The sequence below is a fragment of the Brucella pecoris genome (assembly GCF_006376675.1).
Taxonomy (GTDB): domain Bacteria; phylum Pseudomonadota; class Alphaproteobacteria; order Rhizobiales; family Rhizobiaceae; genus Brucella; species Brucella pecoris.
Genome location: NZ_VEWK01000004.1, coordinates 378,483 through 393,388, shown reverse-complemented (window position 1 = coordinate 393,388; position 14,906 = coordinate 378,483). Strand labels below are relative to the sequence as shown.

Sequence of the window (14,906 nt, the reverse complement as noted above, 5' to 3'; positions counted from 1 at the left end):
CGCGCCTGCCTTTGGTGGTGACCGAGCGCACGGCCAATGCGCTGCGCCTGACAGCGGTGGATGCGGCAGCGGCAAAGCTTGGCCTTTTTCCCGGCATGGCGCTGACCGATGCGCGCGCCCGCGTGGAAAGGCTCGACGTGGCAGCCGCAGCACCGGAACATGATGCGGCATTGCTCAAGCGTCTTGCCCATTGGTGCGAACGCTATACGCCGCTTGTCGCCTTCGATGAGCCGCATGGGCTGATGCTCGACATAACCGGCTGCGCGCATCTTTTTGGCGGGCTCGACGCCATGCGTGCCGATGCAATCCGGCGTCTGGAACGGGCCAGGCTTGGCGTACAGGCGGCGATTACCGATAACAGTTTTGCCGCGCGGCTTCTGGCACGGGGAACGAAGGGCGGTGTCTTCAGCAGGACAGAGACCGACCGGTTGCTTCCCCGCCTGCCGCTCTCCGCGCTTGAACTGACGCAAGCTGCCGAAACCGGCCTCAAGCGCGCCGGATTGAAACGCATCGGCGATGTGATGGAGCTTCCGCGCGCAGCCCTCACCGCCCGTTTTGGCACCGATCTTGCGACCCGGCTCGACCGGCTGGTGCGGCAGGAGCGCGCGCCGATTTCTCCCTTGCGCATCATGCCGCTCAGTACCGTCGAGCGCCGCCTGTCAGAGCCGGTTACCGCAATGGAACTGGTCGAACGCATCTTGCAGGAACTGGCGCAGGCGCTTTTTGCGCAGCTTGAACCGGAGGGCAAAGGCGCACTGCTGATTGAGGCCTCCTTCTTCCGTGTCGATGGCGAAGTGCGTCATATCCACATCGAGACCGGCCAGCCCTTGCGCAGCGACAAGGTTTTCCTGCGCCTTGCGCGTGAAAGGCTCAACGCCTTGACCGACCCACTCGATGCCGGTTTCGGCTTCGACATGATCCGGCTGGCAGCGCTGCGCAGCGCGGCAGTGGCCCAGCGCCAGACCGGGCTCGACCAGCACGAGGAAGATGAAGCGGGGTTCGGCCAGCTTGTCGACCGGCTTTCGGCACGACTTGGACAGGACCGCGTTCTCGTTTCCTTTCCGCGCAACACGCATATGCCGGAGCGCGCTTTCGGCCTCGTCCCTGCCTTGCATGGGTCGCGAAGAACCGAAGCCGATTATCGCAGCCAGGCGGAACTGCCGGGCGACCCGCCAGCGCGCCCCATAAAACTGTTTCGCCCACCACAGCCAATCGAAAGCGTGGCGGAAGTGCCCGACAGTCCGCCGTCATTCTTCCTGTGGCGACGGGTGCGCCATCATGTGCGCCTTGCCGAAGGGCCGGAAAGGATCGAACCGGAATGGTGGCTCGCCATCGGTCACGAAGTTCCGGGACTGCGCGATTATTACCGGGTGGAAGACGAGAACGGCCAGCGCTTCTGGATTTTCCGCGAAGGCCTTTATGACGGTGCCAATCATCCGCGCTGGTTTCTGCATGGGTTATTCGCGTGATGGTTCCTTATTATGAAATGGCCGCTGCCAGCAATTTTTCCTTCCTTTGCGGTGCTTCGCATCCGCAGGAGCTGGTAGCGCGTGCGCATGAACTTGGCCTGTCCGGCATCGGCATTGCCGACCGCAACACGCTGGCTGGCGTGGTGCGGGCACATGCGGTCTGGAAGGATATTCGCAAGAAAAGCGATTTCCGCCTTTTCATCGGCTGTCGCCTTACCTTCATCGACGGCACGCCGGATATGCTCGTCTATCCGCGTGATCGTCCGGCCTATGGGCAATTGTGCCGCCTGCTGACGGAGGGCAAACAGCGCGCCGCCATCAAGGGCGAATGCCATCTGCTATGGGCCGACCTGCTGTTTCGCGCGCGGCAGTTTCAGATCGCTGTCTTTCCGCCTGACGAAGACGAGCCGGATTTTGCCGCACGCCTGACGGAGATTGCGCAAGCTGCCCCCGGCTCGGTCTGGCTGGCGCTCGCCATGCCGCATCAGGGCCATGACGGACGCCGCGCAGAACGCACCGCCCGTTTTGCAGCCGAAGCCAATGTGCCGCTGCTCGCCACCAATGACGTGCTTTATCATCACCCCGACCGCCGCGCGCTTCAGGATGTGCTGACGGCAACCCGCCACCACACGACTGTTTTCGCAGCCGGGCGGCTTCTCGAAAAGAACGCCGAACGCCACCTGAAGCCACCAAAGGAAATGCTGAGACTGTTCCGGGATTACACTGAGGCCATCGAAGCGACCGCCGATTTCATCGCGCCCATCACCTTCCAGCTTGATGAGCTGAAATATGATTATCCCGATGAACCCATCCCACCCGGCAAGACAGCACAGCAGCATCTCTATGATCTCGTCTGGGAAGGTGCTGCCCGTCATTACGGCGCGGACACTATCCCGCCGAAGGTGCAGAGCCTGATTAACAAGGAACTGGCGCTGATCGCCAAGCTTGAATATGAGCCCTATTTCCTCACCGTCTATGACATTGTGAACCATGCCCGCGGAGAAGGCATTCTGTGTCAGGGACGCGGTTCGGCGGCCAATTCCGTTGTCTGCTTCTGCCTTGGCGTCACCGGTGTGGACCCGACACAGGTTGACCTCCTGTTCGAGCGCTTTCTTTCGGTGGAGCGAAAGGAGCCACCGGATATCGACGTCGATTTCGAGCATGATCGGCGCGAAGAGGTGATGCAATATGTTTATAAGCGCTATTCCAGAGATCGCGCAGCCATTGTCGCGACCGTCATCAGCTATCGGTCGCGCAGCGCAATCCGCGATGTCGGCAAGGCGCTGGGCCTGACCGAAGACGTAACGGCAGCGCTCGCCAATACGGTGTGGGGCATATCGGGCGGCGGCATCGACAAGCAGCATATCAGGCAGGCGGGTCTCGATCCCGACAATCCCATCATTCGGCGTGCGGTGGAACTGGCTATCACGCTGATCGGCTTTCCGCGCCATCTGTCCCAGCATGTCGGCGGTTTCGTTCTGACCCGTGATCGACTGGACGAGACCGTGCCTATCGGCCCGGCGGCGATGGACAAGCGATCTTTCATCGAATGGGACAAGGACGATATCGACGAGGTGGGGCTGATGAAGGTCGATGTGCTGTCGCTCGGCATGCTCACCTGCATCCGCAAGGCCTTCGACCTCATTCACCAGCACAAGCCGCAGCTTTATGGTGGGCAGAAGCTAACGCTGGCCACCTTGGAGCAGGGCGACAAAGCCGTCTACGACATGCTGTGCAAGGGGGATTCGCTCGGCGTGTTTCAGGTGGAAAGCCGCGCCCAGATGAACATGCTGCCACGTCTGCGTCCACAGGAGTTCTATGATCTCGTCATCGAGGTCGCCATTGTGCGCCCTGGCCCTATTCAGGGCGACATGGTGCATCCTTACCTGCGGCGGCGAAACGGACAAGAACCCTGCACCTTGCCATCGCCTTCACCGGAACATGGCCCGCCGGACGAGTTGCTGCAGATTCTCGGCAAGACGATGGGCGTGCCGCTGTTTCAGGAACAGGCGATGCGCATTGCCATGGAGGCTGCAAAATTCACACCGGATGAGGCCAACCAGTTGCGCCGCGCCATGGCCACTTTCCGCAAGATGGGCACTATCCATACGATGGAGACCAAGATGATCGAAGGCATGGTCAATCGGGGCTACGACCGGACCTTTGCCGAAAACTGCTTCAACCAGATCAAGGGTTTCGGCGAATATGGCTTCCCCGAAAGCCATGCGGCAAGCTTTGCCCATCTGGTCTATATTTCCGCATGGATCAAATGCCACCACCCGGAAGTGTTCGCCGCAGCGCTTCTCAATTCCCAGCCCATGGGTTTTTACGCCCCCGCCCAGATCGTGCGCGATGCTCGCGAGCATGGCGTGACGGTGCTGCCCGTCGATGTGAACTTCAGTCACTGGGATAATATTCTGGAGGATACGCTCGATATTCGACCAGCGCTCCGGCTCGGCTTCCGGCAGATCGACGGGTTTTCCAAACGGGACACCGAACTCCTGATTGCCGACCGGCAGGAGCCTTACCGCACCATCGAGGACATGCATCGGCGGCTCCGGCTCGACCGGCGCGCCTTCACGCTTCTGGCGGATGCCGATGCCTTCGGCTCGCTCGATATCGACCGCCGCGCCGCATTGTGGGCCGTGCGCCGTCTGCCCAACGACGAAACCCTGCCGCTGTTCCGCGCCGCCGCAACCAGCGAACTGGCGGAGGAACCGCGCACGAAGCTTCCTGAAATGGCCGCATCGGAGCATGTGATTGCCGATTACGAGACGACGCGGCTTTCGCTGAAAGGGCATCCGCTGCAATATCTGCGCGAGGGGCTGGCAGCGGAAGGCGTTTCCACCTGCCGCGCCGTGCAGGAAGGTGCCGACGGGCACCGCATGAAAGTGGCGGGCATCGTCACCGTACGCCAGCGCCCCGGCAGCGCCAAGGGCGTGGTGTTCCTCACTATCGAGGATGAAACCGGCATCGCCAATATTGTCGTCTGGCCGAAGATCATGAAGGCGTTTCGCCGCGAAGTGATGGGGGCGCGGCTGATCCATATCGAAGGGCGCATCCAGCGCAGCCCCGAAGGGGTCGTGCATCTGGTCGCGTCAAAACTGCAGGATCGTTCGGCAGCATTGATCGAAATGAGCGGACGCGAAGCGCAGCGCCTCGTCGCTCCATCCCAGATGGCGCATCATCCGCGCAATGTGAGGATTATGCCGAACTCACGCGACTTCCATTAGGATTCAGCTTCTGACGGCCTGCAAATGACGTTTTGCTGCGCTTCCGGTGCTCATGTACCTTAAAGTACATTCCGCTCCGGTTCTCGCAAACCACCATTTTCGGCACGTCATAAACTGAATCCGAAACGTCGCGCTTTTCGCTTATTCCATGCGCCCACATTTAAGGTACATGAGCATCGGGAACGCGCCATTTGCAGGCCGTCAGAGCCGAAATAGACCGGGCTTCAGTTCCATGCGCCAACGAAGAACACCGCACAATAATGCAGCGCCGCGCCCACCACGACAAAACCATGCCAGATGGCATTTTGAAACCGCAGGCGCTCCCAGACATGGAAGATCACACCCAGAGAATAAACCATGCCACCGGCCGCGATCAGCCAGAAAACGGCTGGCGGCAGTGACTGCACCATGGTGTCGTAGACCATCACGCCACTCCAGCCGAGCGCCAGATAAAGCAGGATCGACAACCGGTCGAAGCGCCCCGGCATGAACAGTTTCAACGTAATGCCGACCAAAGCCACACTCCACACGAAGAGAAGCAGCGGCAGCGCGCGGTCCCCCATATGCATGGCAAATGGCGTGTAGGTTCCGGCAATCAGAAGATAGATAGCCGAGTGGTCAAAACGGCGCAGGAACCATTTGGTCGGCGAAACCGGCCAGATATTGTAGACAGCCGAAATTCCGAGCGCTGCCAGAAGGCTCGCGAGATAGACCCCCGATGAAATCGAGGTCGCTGCAGGCATGTTCGGCAGAAAATAGATCAGCATGGCAATGGCGCCCGCAAGCGCCAGCCCGACACCCAGAACATGGATGATACCATCGGCCCACAATTCGGCCCGGTCATATTTCCATTTGATCGGATAAGGCAATCTTACATCCATGGAGGCTTTCCTGTCGTCAGCTCAGGACAGGAAACTGCCATCGCTTTGCAGCGTCAAGATGACAGTTGGTTTATTGCGCTGCCGGTGCGTAGGACGCCTGGATGGGAGCGACACCGGGGAGTGGCGCTGCCCCGCCTTCCGGCAAGGACGCCGGTTGGATGGAAGCGGCTGCGTCGCGGGTCGGGCCGCTGCGCTTCCAGCTTCCGTCGAGACCCGTTTCCTGCAACAGTCCCTTGCGCTTGGCATCGTAATAATAGCCGCGCGCATAGTAGCGAACTGCCTGGCTCTCATTACCACCGGCTACCTTATAAGCGCCGGACAGATAGCGAACCGCATATTTCAGATTGGTTTCGGCATCGAGCAGGCCCTTGGCTGCGCCCGTATAGCCCATGCCGCGAGCGGTCGGATGGCTGATCTGCATCAGGCCCCAATAGGGGCCGTTGCGCGCACCCGGATTGAACCGGCTTTCACGATGCACGACCCGGCGCACAAGGCGCTCCGGCACATCATAGGCGACGGAATATTTGGTGATCAGCGCATCAAGCTCTTCCGGCGCATGATCCGGTGTCTCAAACGCCATATTGGCAGCCACGGATGCCGGCGAAGCGGCGGCCTGCGCACCGGCATAGGCCATCATCGGTTCGGACTGGCCACGAATGCCGGGAATGGGGACGATAGCAGGCAGGACCGGATCGGAAGGATCGGTCACCGCTGCGACGGTTTGCGTTCCGGCAACAGCGCCTGCATCGGCAGTCACCGTGCCTGCGGTGTCTGCCGTCGCACCGGCAGCGCTGCCTGTCGCGGAAGCGGTCTGGCTGGATGCAGTATCGGTCTGCGTGATCAGCGCCGTCTTCACGGGCTTGCCGTCATTGGTGGTGTTGCAGGCACTGAGCGCCACGGCACAACCAAGAAGCATGAGGCCCTTGCGGACCAGAGCGGCAGATGAAGAAGAGGAAAGCGCGTAACGCATGACCGGACCCGTTCTCAGGAATCGAAATCTTTTTCGATGCGTTTTTCAAGCTCGACCAGATCTTCAGGCAGAGGCAAACCGCTGGCCCGCAGCGCATTGAGCTTCTCGCGAACCGTTTCACGGATTTCATGAGCGTCCTGCGGCTGATTCACCATTTGCTCGAAAAGCAGCGCAATTTCTGCCTTGATGTCCTCGAATGCCATCCAGATCCTCTTGGCTTTACAGGCATCGGAAAGCGCCCGTTTCAGTCAATATTCTTTCGGTCGATGACAATCGTGTACCACGCAAAAGACGGCAAACGGAAGCGCTAAACGTCAGGGCTCAGCCAAAATGAATATTTCAAATGGTAACAAAAGGATTAACGCAATCACAGAGCGCGTGAGAGCATTGTATCTACAGCATTGAAATTAAACGCGAAAATATCAAGGTCATCGAGGTCCAGACCGCCGTTTGGATCGAAGAGATAAATGCTCATCCAGACGAGCGCGATCACGAGCAAAATTGCCAGAATCATCAGAATCAAAAGACGTCGCCCGAGCGCGGTCTTGCGCCCCACTCCTTCCGGCGGCTGTTTGGCCATAGTCAATTGCTGCCTTGTTCAATCGTCATTGGTCGCGTTCAGTTCATCCGGCGGAGTGCCATGTTCGGGCTCCGCCGACAGATACCCCTCGCGCACCAGCCATTTGCGCAGGATCAGCGTCATCGCCTCGGTCTGGTTGAGACCGTGATGTTTTTCGGCGATGAAGCGCTCCAGAGCGTCGTGCACGTCATCGGGAAGATAGATGCTCATTCATGCTCCTCCGCATATTTCAAACGACTGTTACGGATAGTTCCCCCAAACCATCCACCTTGCCTTTCAGACGGTCGCCGCGCTTCACCGGTCCGACGCCCGCAGGCGTACCCGTAAAGATAAGATCGCCGGGCTGCAGCTCAAAGAGCGAAGACAGGTAGGAAATGGTTTCCGCCACTTTCCAGATCATCTGGTTGAGGTCGCCCGACTGACGGGTTTCGCCATTGATGGAAAGCGAAATCGCAGCCTTTTCAAGATGGCCGACTTCCGACACCGGCACGATGGCAGAACAGGGCGCAGAATGTTCGAAGGCCTTGGCCACTTCCCACGGGCGCCCGGCCTTCTTGGCGACAGCCTGCAGGTCGCGACGCGTCATGTCGATGCCGACGGCGTAACCATAAACATGGTCCAGCGCCTTTTCGACAGCAATGTCGGTGCCGCCGGCCTTCAACGCCACCACAAGTTCGATCTCGTGATGCACATCCTCGGTCTTCGGCGGATAGGGGAAATCACCGCCCTCGATCACGAGGCAGTCCGGGTTCTTCTGAAAGAAGAAAGGCGGGTTGCGGGTTGGATCACCGCCCATTTCGATGGCGTGATCGGCATAGTTCTGGCCGACGCAATAGATGCGATGCACGGGAAAGCGCGCGTCCGTTCCCTTCACAGGCAGAAATGGCTGCGGGGGCGGCGCGAAAACATAAGTCGTCATGGGGAACTATTCCGGTCGGAAACTGATGAAGCGATTTTTGCCATCATGCAGACGCAAGTCCATCGCCGCAACCCTCGAAAGGCGCAATTCCCTGTTATCATGCATCGGCTTTGACGACAAAATCTGCCTTGCGCGACTGAGAAACAACAAGTTCCGCATTGGGAATATCGTTGGAACGCGCACGGTTTCGGGCTGTTTCGGCATCGAAGCCGAAGCCGAGCCAGCGATCGATCAGGCGGCGCTCCAGCTCTGGAAAGGGCACGTCCAGATAGATCGTCATGTCGAAAAAGGGAACGAGCCGCGACCAGGGTTCCTGATCGAGCAGCAGATAATTGCCTTCGACCAGAAGCACGCGATGTTCCGGCACGACCACGGATGCGGCGGCGCGCGAAAGCTCCAGCGAGCGGTCGAAGACCGGGATGAAGACTTCGTCCTCTGCCTGCTGCAGACGCTGAAGCAATACCGCAAACCCGGCGCAGTCGAAGGTGGGCGGCGATCCCTTGCGGCTCAGCAATCCGCGCTGATCGAGAATCCCGTCATCGAGATGGAATCCGTCCATGGGCACGACGATGGACGGCACCTCGTCGCCCTTGTTGATGGCCTGTCGCAGATAGTCGGATAGGGTGGATTTCCCGGCTCCCGGCGGGCCTGCAATGGCCACGATCAGGCGTCCGTCGGTTTCCGCCAGCCGCGCAAGAATTTCCGAAGGCAGGGCTTCGCGCTCAATAGGCGTCATGTCCGGTTTCCGTGATTCGTCCTGTCAGCTTATCAGAAGTTCAAGCCGCTTCCTTCGGCCTCATCGCGCCGGTCATCAGGGCTACCGCGTCCGACATGGAATATTCCTTCGGGTCGATGACCGTCAGGCGGCGTCCGAGCCGGTGAATGTGGATGCGGTCGGCGACTTCGAACACATGCGGCATGTTGTGCGAGATGAGCACGATGGGCATGCCGCGCCGCTTCACGTCCAAAATGAGCTCGAGCACGCGGCGCGATTCCTTGACGCCCAGCGCCGCCGTCGGCTCATCCATGATGACCACCTTGGAGCCGAAGGCAGCAGCGCGCGCCACAGCAACGCCCTGACGTTGGCCACCCGAGAGGGTTTCCACCGCCTGGCCGATGTTCTGGATGGTCATCAGGCCCAGTTCTGACAGTTTTTCGCGCGCGATCTTTTCCATCGCGCCGCGATCCAGCATGCGGAACAGCGAGCCGAGCGGTCCCTTGCGGCGGATTTCGCGGCCCAGAAACAGATTGTCGGCGATGGAAAGCGCGGGCGACAAAGCAAGGTTCTGGTAGACCGTCTCGATGCCCGCCTGCCGCGCTTCCATCGGCGAATGAAAGCTGACCGGCTTGCCGTCGAGCAGGACTTCCCCCTCATCCGGCTTGATCGCGCCGGACAGCGCCTTGATGAGCGAGGACTTGCCTGCACCATTGTCGCCGATGACCGCGAGGATTTCGCCCGGATAGAGGTCGAAATCGGCATGGTCAAGAGCCGTGACGCGACCGTAGCGCTTGACCAGCCCCTTGGCAGAAAGAACAGGCGTGGTGTTCGTTTTCATGCGGCAGCCTTTCTGATCCACTGGTCGATGGCGACGGCGGCAATGATGAGAACGCCGATCAGGAGATAGGTCCATTGCGGATCGGTGCCCCACAGGCGCAGGCCCAGTGAAAACACGCCGACGATCAGCGCGCCGAACATGGTGCCGAGAATGGAGCCGCGCCCACCGAAGAGCGAAATGCCACCGATCACCACGGCGGTAATGGATTCGATATTGGCGAACTGGCCTGCGGTCGGCGACACGGAACCGAGGCGACCGATCATCGCCCAGCCTGCAAGCGCGCAGATGATACCGGCCAGCACATAGACCGACATGAGGATGGGCTTCACCGAGACGCCGGAAAGCTGTGCCGCCTCGGGGTCGTCACCAATGGCGTAGACGTGCCGTCCCCAGGCGGTATGGTTCAGCACATACCAAAACAGCAGAACCAGAAGCACCATCGCGATGACGCCATAGGTAAAGACCGCGCCGCCGATGCGGATGCTCTGGCCAAAGAATTGCAGGATCGGCGCTTGAGCCGTGATTTCCTGCGCGCGGATCGTCTCATTGGCCGAATAGAGGAAGTTGGTGGCGAGGATCACCTGCCACATGCCGAGCGTCACGATGAAGGGCGGCAGGCGGACATAGGCCACCAGAAAGCCGTTGATGAAGCCGCAAAGCGCGCCGGTGGCAAAGCCGCAGAGAATGGAAAGCTCGGCTGGAAGCCCGTAACGGAAGGTGAACTGGCCCATCACCACCGATGACAGCACCATGATGGCGCCGACCGAAAGATCGATACCCGCCGTCAGGATTACGAGTGTCTGTGCCACGGCAATGATGCCGGTGATGGCGACCTGCTGCAAAATGAGCGTGAGAGCGAATGCGGAGAAGAATTTGCCGCCAAGCGTGATGCCGAACACCAGCAGCGACAGGACGAGCACGATCAGCGGCACAGCGGCGGGATTGTGATGCAAAAAATTCCGCATCCGATAAAGCGTCGACTGGTCGCCCGCATCGAAGGAGGCGACATCGGCCGCGCTTTGCGACAACGTCTTTTCATAGTCCTGCATAGACGTTTTTTGTGCAGCGGAAGCCGCCTGGGGCTCACTCATATCTGTCTCCTGCCTTCACCTGCAGAAAGATCCGGCAGACCATCCGATCTGCCGAACCTGAGTTTCAGAAAAGGCTCAGCCCCAGCACTTGTCGAGCCCGGCCTTGGTGTCGATGGACGGAACGCCATCGACCGGCTTGTCGGTGACAAGCGATACGCCGGTATCAACAAAGTCCTTGCCTTCGGTCGGCTTCGGCTTTTCGCCTGAATCAGCGAACTTCTTGATCGCCTCGATGCCGAGTGCCGCCATCTGCAGCGGATATTGCTGCGATGTCGCACCGATAATGCCTTCCTGCACGTTCTTGACGCCGGGGCAGCCACCGTCGATGGAGACGATCAGCACATCTTTTTCGCGACCGACGGCCTTCAGCGCCTCATAGGCACCGGCAGCGGCAGGTTCGTTGATCGTGTGGACGACGTTGATGTTCGGGTCCTTCTGGAGAAGGTTTTCCATCGCACGGCGTCCGCCTTCTTCGTTGCCGTCGGTCAGATCGCGACCGGCAATGCGCGGATCGTCTTCGTCGCCGAGCTTGGTCTTGTCCTTCGGATCGATGCCGAAGCCGGTGGCAAAGCCCTGATCGCGCAGAACGTCGACGCTCGGCTGCGATGCGGTGAGGTTGAGGAAGGCAACCCGCGCATCCTTGGCCTTGTCGCCAAGCGTCGCCGCCGCCCATTTGCCAACCAGCTCACCGGCAAGGAAATTGTCGGTGGCAAAGGTTGCGTCAGCCGCGTCGGCGGGTTCAAGCGGCGTATCGAGCGCGATGATGAGCATACCCGCATCGCGCGCCTTCTGCAGCGACGGCACGATGCCCTTGGTGTCTGAAGCGGTGATGAGAATGCCCTTGGCACCGTCGGCGATGCAGGTTTCGATCGCCGCGACCTGGCTTTCGGAATCGCCGTCGATCTTGCCCGCATAGGTCTTGAGATTGACGCCCAGCTCCTTGGCCTTGGCAATGGCGCCTTCCTTCATCTTGACGAAGAACGGGTTGGTGTCGGTCTTTGTGATGAGGCACGCGCCGACATCAGCGGCATTGGCCGAACTCAATGGAATGGCGGCAGCGCCAAGCGTGAAGGCAGCAAAGGCTGCCGACAGAACTGTCTTCTTCATGGACTCCTCCCAGAGTGAAACCGGTCCTCTTCCCCCGGCATGGGAGAAGCAAAACACGGCTTCAAAAGAGAGTCAATTAATAAATCCACTTGATTTATTAATATGCTGTGTCACTCTGCGACGCGGAGGAGAGAGGGCTGGTAGGGACGCGCGACAGGCTTGCCGTTTGATCATGCGCCCCATCTTAAGCGATTGTTTTTATTTCATATCTCTTGCGATTGGGGCTTTTTCTCCTTCGGTGATTGGTTTAGAGCATTTCGAGCAAAAGTGTGAAACGGCTTTGCGTCCGAAAATGCGTGAAAACAAATGGTTAGAGCGGTCTTTGTGCATCCGGACGGACACACGGCGCTCTAGGAACTCCGGCATTCCATGGCAGCACTGCAAGACTGCATTTCATGGGCACGGGATCTGGGAGAGGCTATGGTCAGGCATAAAGTTGAAGGCGAGCCAGACAACAGGTCTGCCGATACGCTTTCCGGCACTCTTTCCGGCACTCCGGGCCCTGCCATGCTGCAATTCGCCGGACCCGGCGCGAGCGTCAATCGCGGTTCCAACCAGATCGGCGTGCGTGCCTATAATGAGCGGCTGGTTCTGGCGCTTGTACGCAGGCATGGCCAGCTTGCCCGCGCCGACATTGCCCGCCTGACCGGGCTTTCGGCGCAGACGGTTTCCGTCATCATTCGTGCGCTGGAAAAAGACGGCCTCATTACGCAGGGCGAACGGGTGCGCGGTCGTGTCGGCCAGCCCTCCATGCCGATGCGCCTTGCCGCCGACGGGGTTTTCTCCTTCGGTCTCAAGATCGGGCGGCGCAGCGCGGAAATCATCCTGATGGATTTTCTGGGCACGATCCGCGAACGGCGGCACATTACCTATCGCTGGCCTGTGCCGAGTGAAATCCGCCGTTTTGCCATCGACAGCGTCGCCGCTTTCACCGAAGCACTCGATCCCGGCAAGCGTGACCGCATCGCAGGCCTTGGCATCGCATTGCCCTTTGAATTGTGGAACTGGGTCGAGGAAGTCGGTGCGCCTGCCGAGGATCTGGATGCATGGCTCGGCGCTGATCTGGTCACCGATTTTGCCAAGGCGTTTTCGTTTCCGGTCTTCGTGCAGAATGACGGCACGGCGGCTTGCGGCGCAGAATTGACCTTTGGCCGCGGACCAGAATTCACCGATTTCGTCTATTTCTTCATTGGCTCGTTCATCGGCGGCGGCGTGGTGCTGAACAACACGCTCTATCCGGGGCGCACCGGCAATGCAGGCGCGCTTGGCTCCATGCCGATGCGCATGCGCGGAACCTGGGAACGCGGCGAGACCTTGCAGCTTATCGATACGGCCTCTCTGTTCGTTCTCGAACGCATGTTGCAGGAACGCAATCTGCCTTCCGACGACCTGTGGCTTTCGCCGGAAAACTGGCGCAATTTCGGCACGCCGCTCGACGAATGGGTGGCGCTTGCCGCACGCGGGCTGGCGCATGCGACGGTGGCGGCCGCCTCCGTCATCGACTTTCCCGCCGCAGTCATCGACGGCTGGCTGCCAGGCAATGTACGCCATCGCATCGTGGAAGCGACCCGCGTGGAGCTTTCATGCCTTGACCTGCAGGGCCTGCGGGCACCGAAGATCATCGAAGGCAAGGTTGGCGTCCATGCCAAGGCGATGGGCGCGGCAAGCCTGCCGCTCTCCAACCGCTATCTGTTCGATCAGAGCGTCCTGTTCAAGGATGCAGACTAGAACCCTTGATGGCCTTGTCGATATCCTTCTTGGGGCCATAAAGCGCAAGGCCGACCAGATCGGGCGCGTCGGCATTTTCCGCCTTGAATACGGCACGGTTGGCGACATCATGCCCGGTATCGAACATGGCCCGCACATAGGGCGCACGGATGAGATCGCGCTGGATCGATTGCTGCCATGCCCGCTGCAGGACATCCGGTGTTGCTGAGAAAATCAGCATCGGCTGGCCCAGCAGACGCGCATGTTTGCGGCCTGCCGCATCCTCATAAGGATCGCCCATGGCGTGCGGCACCGCGCCGGATATGCCGGTTGCGATGAAGGCGGTGACGTTGAGCTTCTGCCAGACAGGCAGATCGTGCAGGACGAGAATGGCTACTTTGGTATCGAAAATCATCGGTCTTCCTCTTTTCGAGAGAAGACCTAACGGCTTTTCACCGCAATTTCTGGAACGTTTGTGCGTCCCCGGCGATAGGCGGCGGGCGTCATGCCATAGGCGCGGCGGAACCAGCGCCCCATATGGCTCTGGTCGGCAAATCCGCTGAGCGCGGCTGCTTCCGCTGGCGCTACTTTTTCGCGCAACAGACGCCGTGCCTCGGCAAGGCGCAACTGCACCAGACAGGCATGCGGCGAGGTGCCGTATTCACGCCGAAACCCGCGTGAAAGCTGGAAACGGTCGGCAGCCCCAACCGCTTCCGCCAGTTCATCAAGGCCGAACTCCTCGTCGAAGCGCGCCCGCAGATAGTCCATGGCGCGGGATGCGACCGGGTGCGGAGCCGAGCCTTTTTCTGTCGCCTCCTGCCCAAGATGCCGGGCAAGATGGTTCGTCACCTGATCGCAGCAGTCTTCGATCATCAGGCGCGGCGCTTCGCGGAAAATCGCCTCGCAGGCGCGGGCGACCGCATGGAACAACTGTCCATCATCGGCCAGCGTCTCGCGAAAGCCGATATGGGCGTCATTGCCGCCCATTGCGCTTCTGACCAGCGATTGCGGCATATAGAGCATGTTATAGGCAAAACCGTCCGCCGCGACCGCCTGCCCGTCATGGCGTTCGCCCGGCTCGATGAGAATCACCCGCCCCGGCGTGCTCTGCCGCCGTCTGCCCCGGCAGAAAAAATCCTGCACGCCCGCATGGGTCACGCCGACGAGCCATTCGTCATGAAAATGCATGTCATAGGCGTGGCTGTGGAAACGAGCCGCCACGGCTTCGAGGCCGGTAGCGTCGTCGCGTTTCAGCCGCATCACATCGCGCGGGCCATTGATGGGACAAGCATTGTCGATCATGGCAGAATTTGTAGCATGGCGAGCGGCAAACACACGCTTTGTTATTTTCAATCAATAAGTTTGATATAGAACGATCTTAAAATCGTTCTAT

Annotated in this window: 15 protein-coding genes; 3 read left to right on the top strand and 12 right to left on the bottom strand. The window is 59.9% G+C overall.

Annotation, left to right across the window (positions count from 1 at the left end):
* The first annotated feature begins 17 nt into the window (after positions 1-17).
* Together FIB18_RS10840 and FIB18_RS10835 are read left to right on the top strand one after the other, a co-directional pair.
* Positions 18-1,469: a Y-family DNA polymerase gene (locus FIB18_RS10840; RefSeq protein ID WP_140020775.1), complete on the top strand. Its 1,452-nt coding sequence runs from the start codon at positions 18-20 to the stop codon at positions 1,467-1,469.
* On the top strand, positions 1,469-4,702 hold the full coding sequence (locus tag FIB18_RS10835; protein WP_140020774.1) for an error-prone DNA polymerase: 3,234 nt from the start codon (positions 1,469-1,471) through the stop codon (positions 4,700-4,702). Before FIB18_RS10840 ends, FIB18_RS10835 begins: the two co-directional genes overlap by 1 nt.
* 224 nt (positions 4,703-4,926) lie before the next feature.
* Here the strand turns inward: FIB18_RS10835 and trhA are convergent, their stop codons facing one another.
* The 10 genes from trhA to FIB18_RS10785 all read right to left on the bottom strand — a co-directional run bounded on the left by trhA (position 4,927) and on the right by FIB18_RS10785 (position 11,806).
* Complete coding sequence (trhA, locus tag FIB18_RS10830; RefSeq protein WP_140020707.1) at positions 4,927-5,583, bottom strand: PAQR family membrane homeostasis protein TrhA; 657 nt, start codon at positions 5,581-5,583, stop codon at positions 4,927-4,929.
* Positions 5,584-5,653: 70 nt separating this feature from the next.
* Positions 5,654-6,553, bottom strand: a complete 900-nt coding sequence (locus FIB18_RS10825) for a lytic transglycosylase domain-containing protein (RefSeq protein ID WP_140020706.1) — start codon at positions 6,551-6,553, stop codon at positions 5,654-5,656.
* A gap of 14 nt (positions 6,554-6,567) precedes the next feature.
* The gene (locus FIB18_RS10820; protein ID WP_061344759.1) at positions 6,568-6,756 is read right to left on the bottom strand and encodes a hypothetical protein; all 189 of its coding nucleotides are present in this window, start codon (positions 6,754-6,756) and stop codon (positions 6,568-6,570) included.
* Positions 6,757-6,920: 164 nt separating this feature from the next.
* A complete protein-coding gene (locus tag FIB18_RS10815; RefSeq protein ID WP_140020705.1) occupies positions 6,921-7,133 on the bottom strand; it encodes a hypothetical protein in 213 nt (70 codons plus the stop codon).
* Between the two features lie 18 nt (positions 7,134-7,151).
* The gene (locus tag FIB18_RS10810) at positions 7,152-7,343 is read right to left on the bottom strand and encodes a ribbon-helix-helix domain-containing protein (RefSeq protein ID WP_140020704.1); all 192 of its coding nucleotides are present in this window, start codon (positions 7,341-7,343) and stop codon (positions 7,152-7,154) included.
* Between the two features lie 19 nt (positions 7,344-7,362).
* The gene (locus FIB18_RS10805) at positions 7,363-8,052 is read right to left on the bottom strand and encodes a fumarylacetoacetate hydrolase family protein (protein ID WP_140020703.1); all 690 of its coding nucleotides are present in this window, start codon (positions 8,050-8,052) and stop codon (positions 7,363-7,365) included.
* Positions 8,053-8,149: 97 nt separating this feature from the next.
* Positions 8,150-8,788 (bottom strand): nucleoside/nucleotide kinase family protein, encoded by a 639-nt coding sequence (locus FIB18_RS10800; protein ID WP_140020702.1) that lies wholly within the window; start codon positions 8,786-8,788, stop codon positions 8,150-8,152.
* A 40-nt stretch (positions 8,789-8,828) separates the two neighbouring features.
* Positions 8,829-9,608: an ATP-binding cassette domain-containing protein gene (locus tag FIB18_RS10795; protein ID WP_140020701.1), complete on the bottom strand. Its 780-nt coding sequence runs from the start codon at positions 9,606-9,608 to the stop codon at positions 8,829-8,831.
* Positions 9,605-10,699 carry an ABC transporter permease gene (locus tag FIB18_RS10790; protein WP_140020700.1) on the bottom strand — a complete coding sequence of 365 codons (1,095 nt, stop codon included), beginning with the start codon at positions 10,697-10,699 and terminating at the stop codon, positions 9,605-9,607. The genes FIB18_RS10795 and FIB18_RS10790 overlap by 4 nt, the downstream gene beginning before the upstream one ends.
* A 75-nt stretch (positions 10,700-10,774) precedes the next feature.
* Positions 10,775-11,806 (bottom strand): sugar ABC transporter substrate-binding protein, encoded by a 1,032-nt coding sequence (locus FIB18_RS10785; protein ID WP_140020699.1) that lies wholly within the window; start codon positions 11,804-11,806, stop codon positions 10,775-10,777.
* A gap of 420 nt (positions 11,807-12,226) precedes the next feature.
* On the opposite strand from FIB18_RS10785, the gene FIB18_RS10780 reads away from it, so the two are divergent.
* Positions 12,227-13,534 carry an ROK family transcriptional regulator gene (locus FIB18_RS10780; protein WP_140020698.1) on the top strand — a complete coding sequence of 436 codons (1,308 nt, stop codon included), beginning with the start codon at positions 12,227-12,229 and terminating at the stop codon, positions 13,532-13,534.
* Here FIB18_RS10780 and FIB18_RS10775 read toward each other — a convergent pair.
* Positions 13,518-13,928, bottom strand: a complete 411-nt coding sequence (locus FIB18_RS10775; protein WP_140020697.1) for a DUF2000 domain-containing protein — start codon at positions 13,926-13,928, stop codon at positions 13,518-13,520. The two genes, FIB18_RS10780 and FIB18_RS10775, sit on opposite strands and share 17 nt — an antisense overlap.
* 26 nt (positions 13,929-13,954) lie before the next feature.
* Complete coding sequence (locus FIB18_RS10770; protein ID WP_140020696.1) at positions 13,955-14,815, bottom strand: AraC family transcriptional regulator; 861 nt, start codon at positions 14,813-14,815, stop codon at positions 13,955-13,957.
* Positions 14,816-14,906: the final 91 nt, after the last annotated feature.

Bases quoted from the DNA above. Each gene is read 5' to 3' on its own strand.
- FIB18_RS10835 (WP_140020774.1), top strand. From the start codon at position 1,469: ATGGTTCCTTATTATGAAATGGCCGCTGCCAGCAATTTTTCCTTCCTT.
- trhA (WP_140020707.1), bottom strand. From the start codon at position 5,583: ATGGATGTAAGATTGCCTTATCCGATCAAATGGAAATATGACCGGGCC.
- FIB18_RS10825 (WP_140020706.1), bottom strand. From the start codon at position 6,553: ATGCGTTACGCGCTTTCCTCTTCTTCATCTGCCGCTCTGGTCCGCAAG.
- FIB18_RS10820 (WP_061344759.1), bottom strand. From the start codon at position 6,756: ATGGCATTCGAGGACATCAAGGCAGAAATTGCGCTGCTTTTCGAGCAA.
- FIB18_RS10815 (WP_140020705.1), bottom strand. From the start codon at position 7,133: ATGGCCAAACAGCCGCCGGAAGGAGTGGGGCGCAAGACCGCGCTCGGG.
- FIB18_RS10810 (WP_140020704.1), bottom strand. From the start codon at position 7,343: ATGAGCATCTATCTTCCCGATGACGTGCACGACGCTCTGGAGCGCTTC.
- FIB18_RS10805 (WP_140020703.1), bottom strand. From the start codon at position 8,052: ATGACGACTTATGTTTTCGCGCCGCCCCCGCAGCCATTTCTGCCTGTG.
- FIB18_RS10800 (WP_140020702.1), bottom strand. From the start codon at position 8,788: ATGACGCCTATTGAGCGCGAAGCCCTGCCTTCGGAAATTCTTGCGCGG.
- FIB18_RS10795 (WP_140020701.1), bottom strand. From the start codon at position 9,608: ATGAAAACGAACACCACGCCTGTTCTTTCTGCCAAGGGGCTGGTCAAG.
- FIB18_RS10790 (WP_140020700.1), bottom strand. From the start codon at position 10,699: ATGAGTGAGCCCCAGGCGGCTTCCGCTGCACAAAAAACGTCTATGCAG.
- FIB18_RS10785 (WP_140020699.1), bottom strand. From the start codon at position 11,806: ATGAAGAAGACAGTTCTGTCGGCAGCCTTTGCTGCCTTCACGCTTGGC.
- FIB18_RS10780 (WP_140020698.1), top strand. From the start codon at position 12,227: ATGGTCAGGCATAAAGTTGAAGGCGAGCCAGACAACAGGTCTGCCGAT.
- FIB18_RS10775 (WP_140020697.1), bottom strand. From the start codon at position 13,928: ATGATTTTCGATACCAAAGTAGCCATTCTCGTCCTGCACGATCTGCCT.
- FIB18_RS10770 (WP_140020696.1), bottom strand. From the start codon at position 14,815: ATGATCGACAATGCTTGTCCCATCAATGGCCCGCGCGATGTGATGCGG.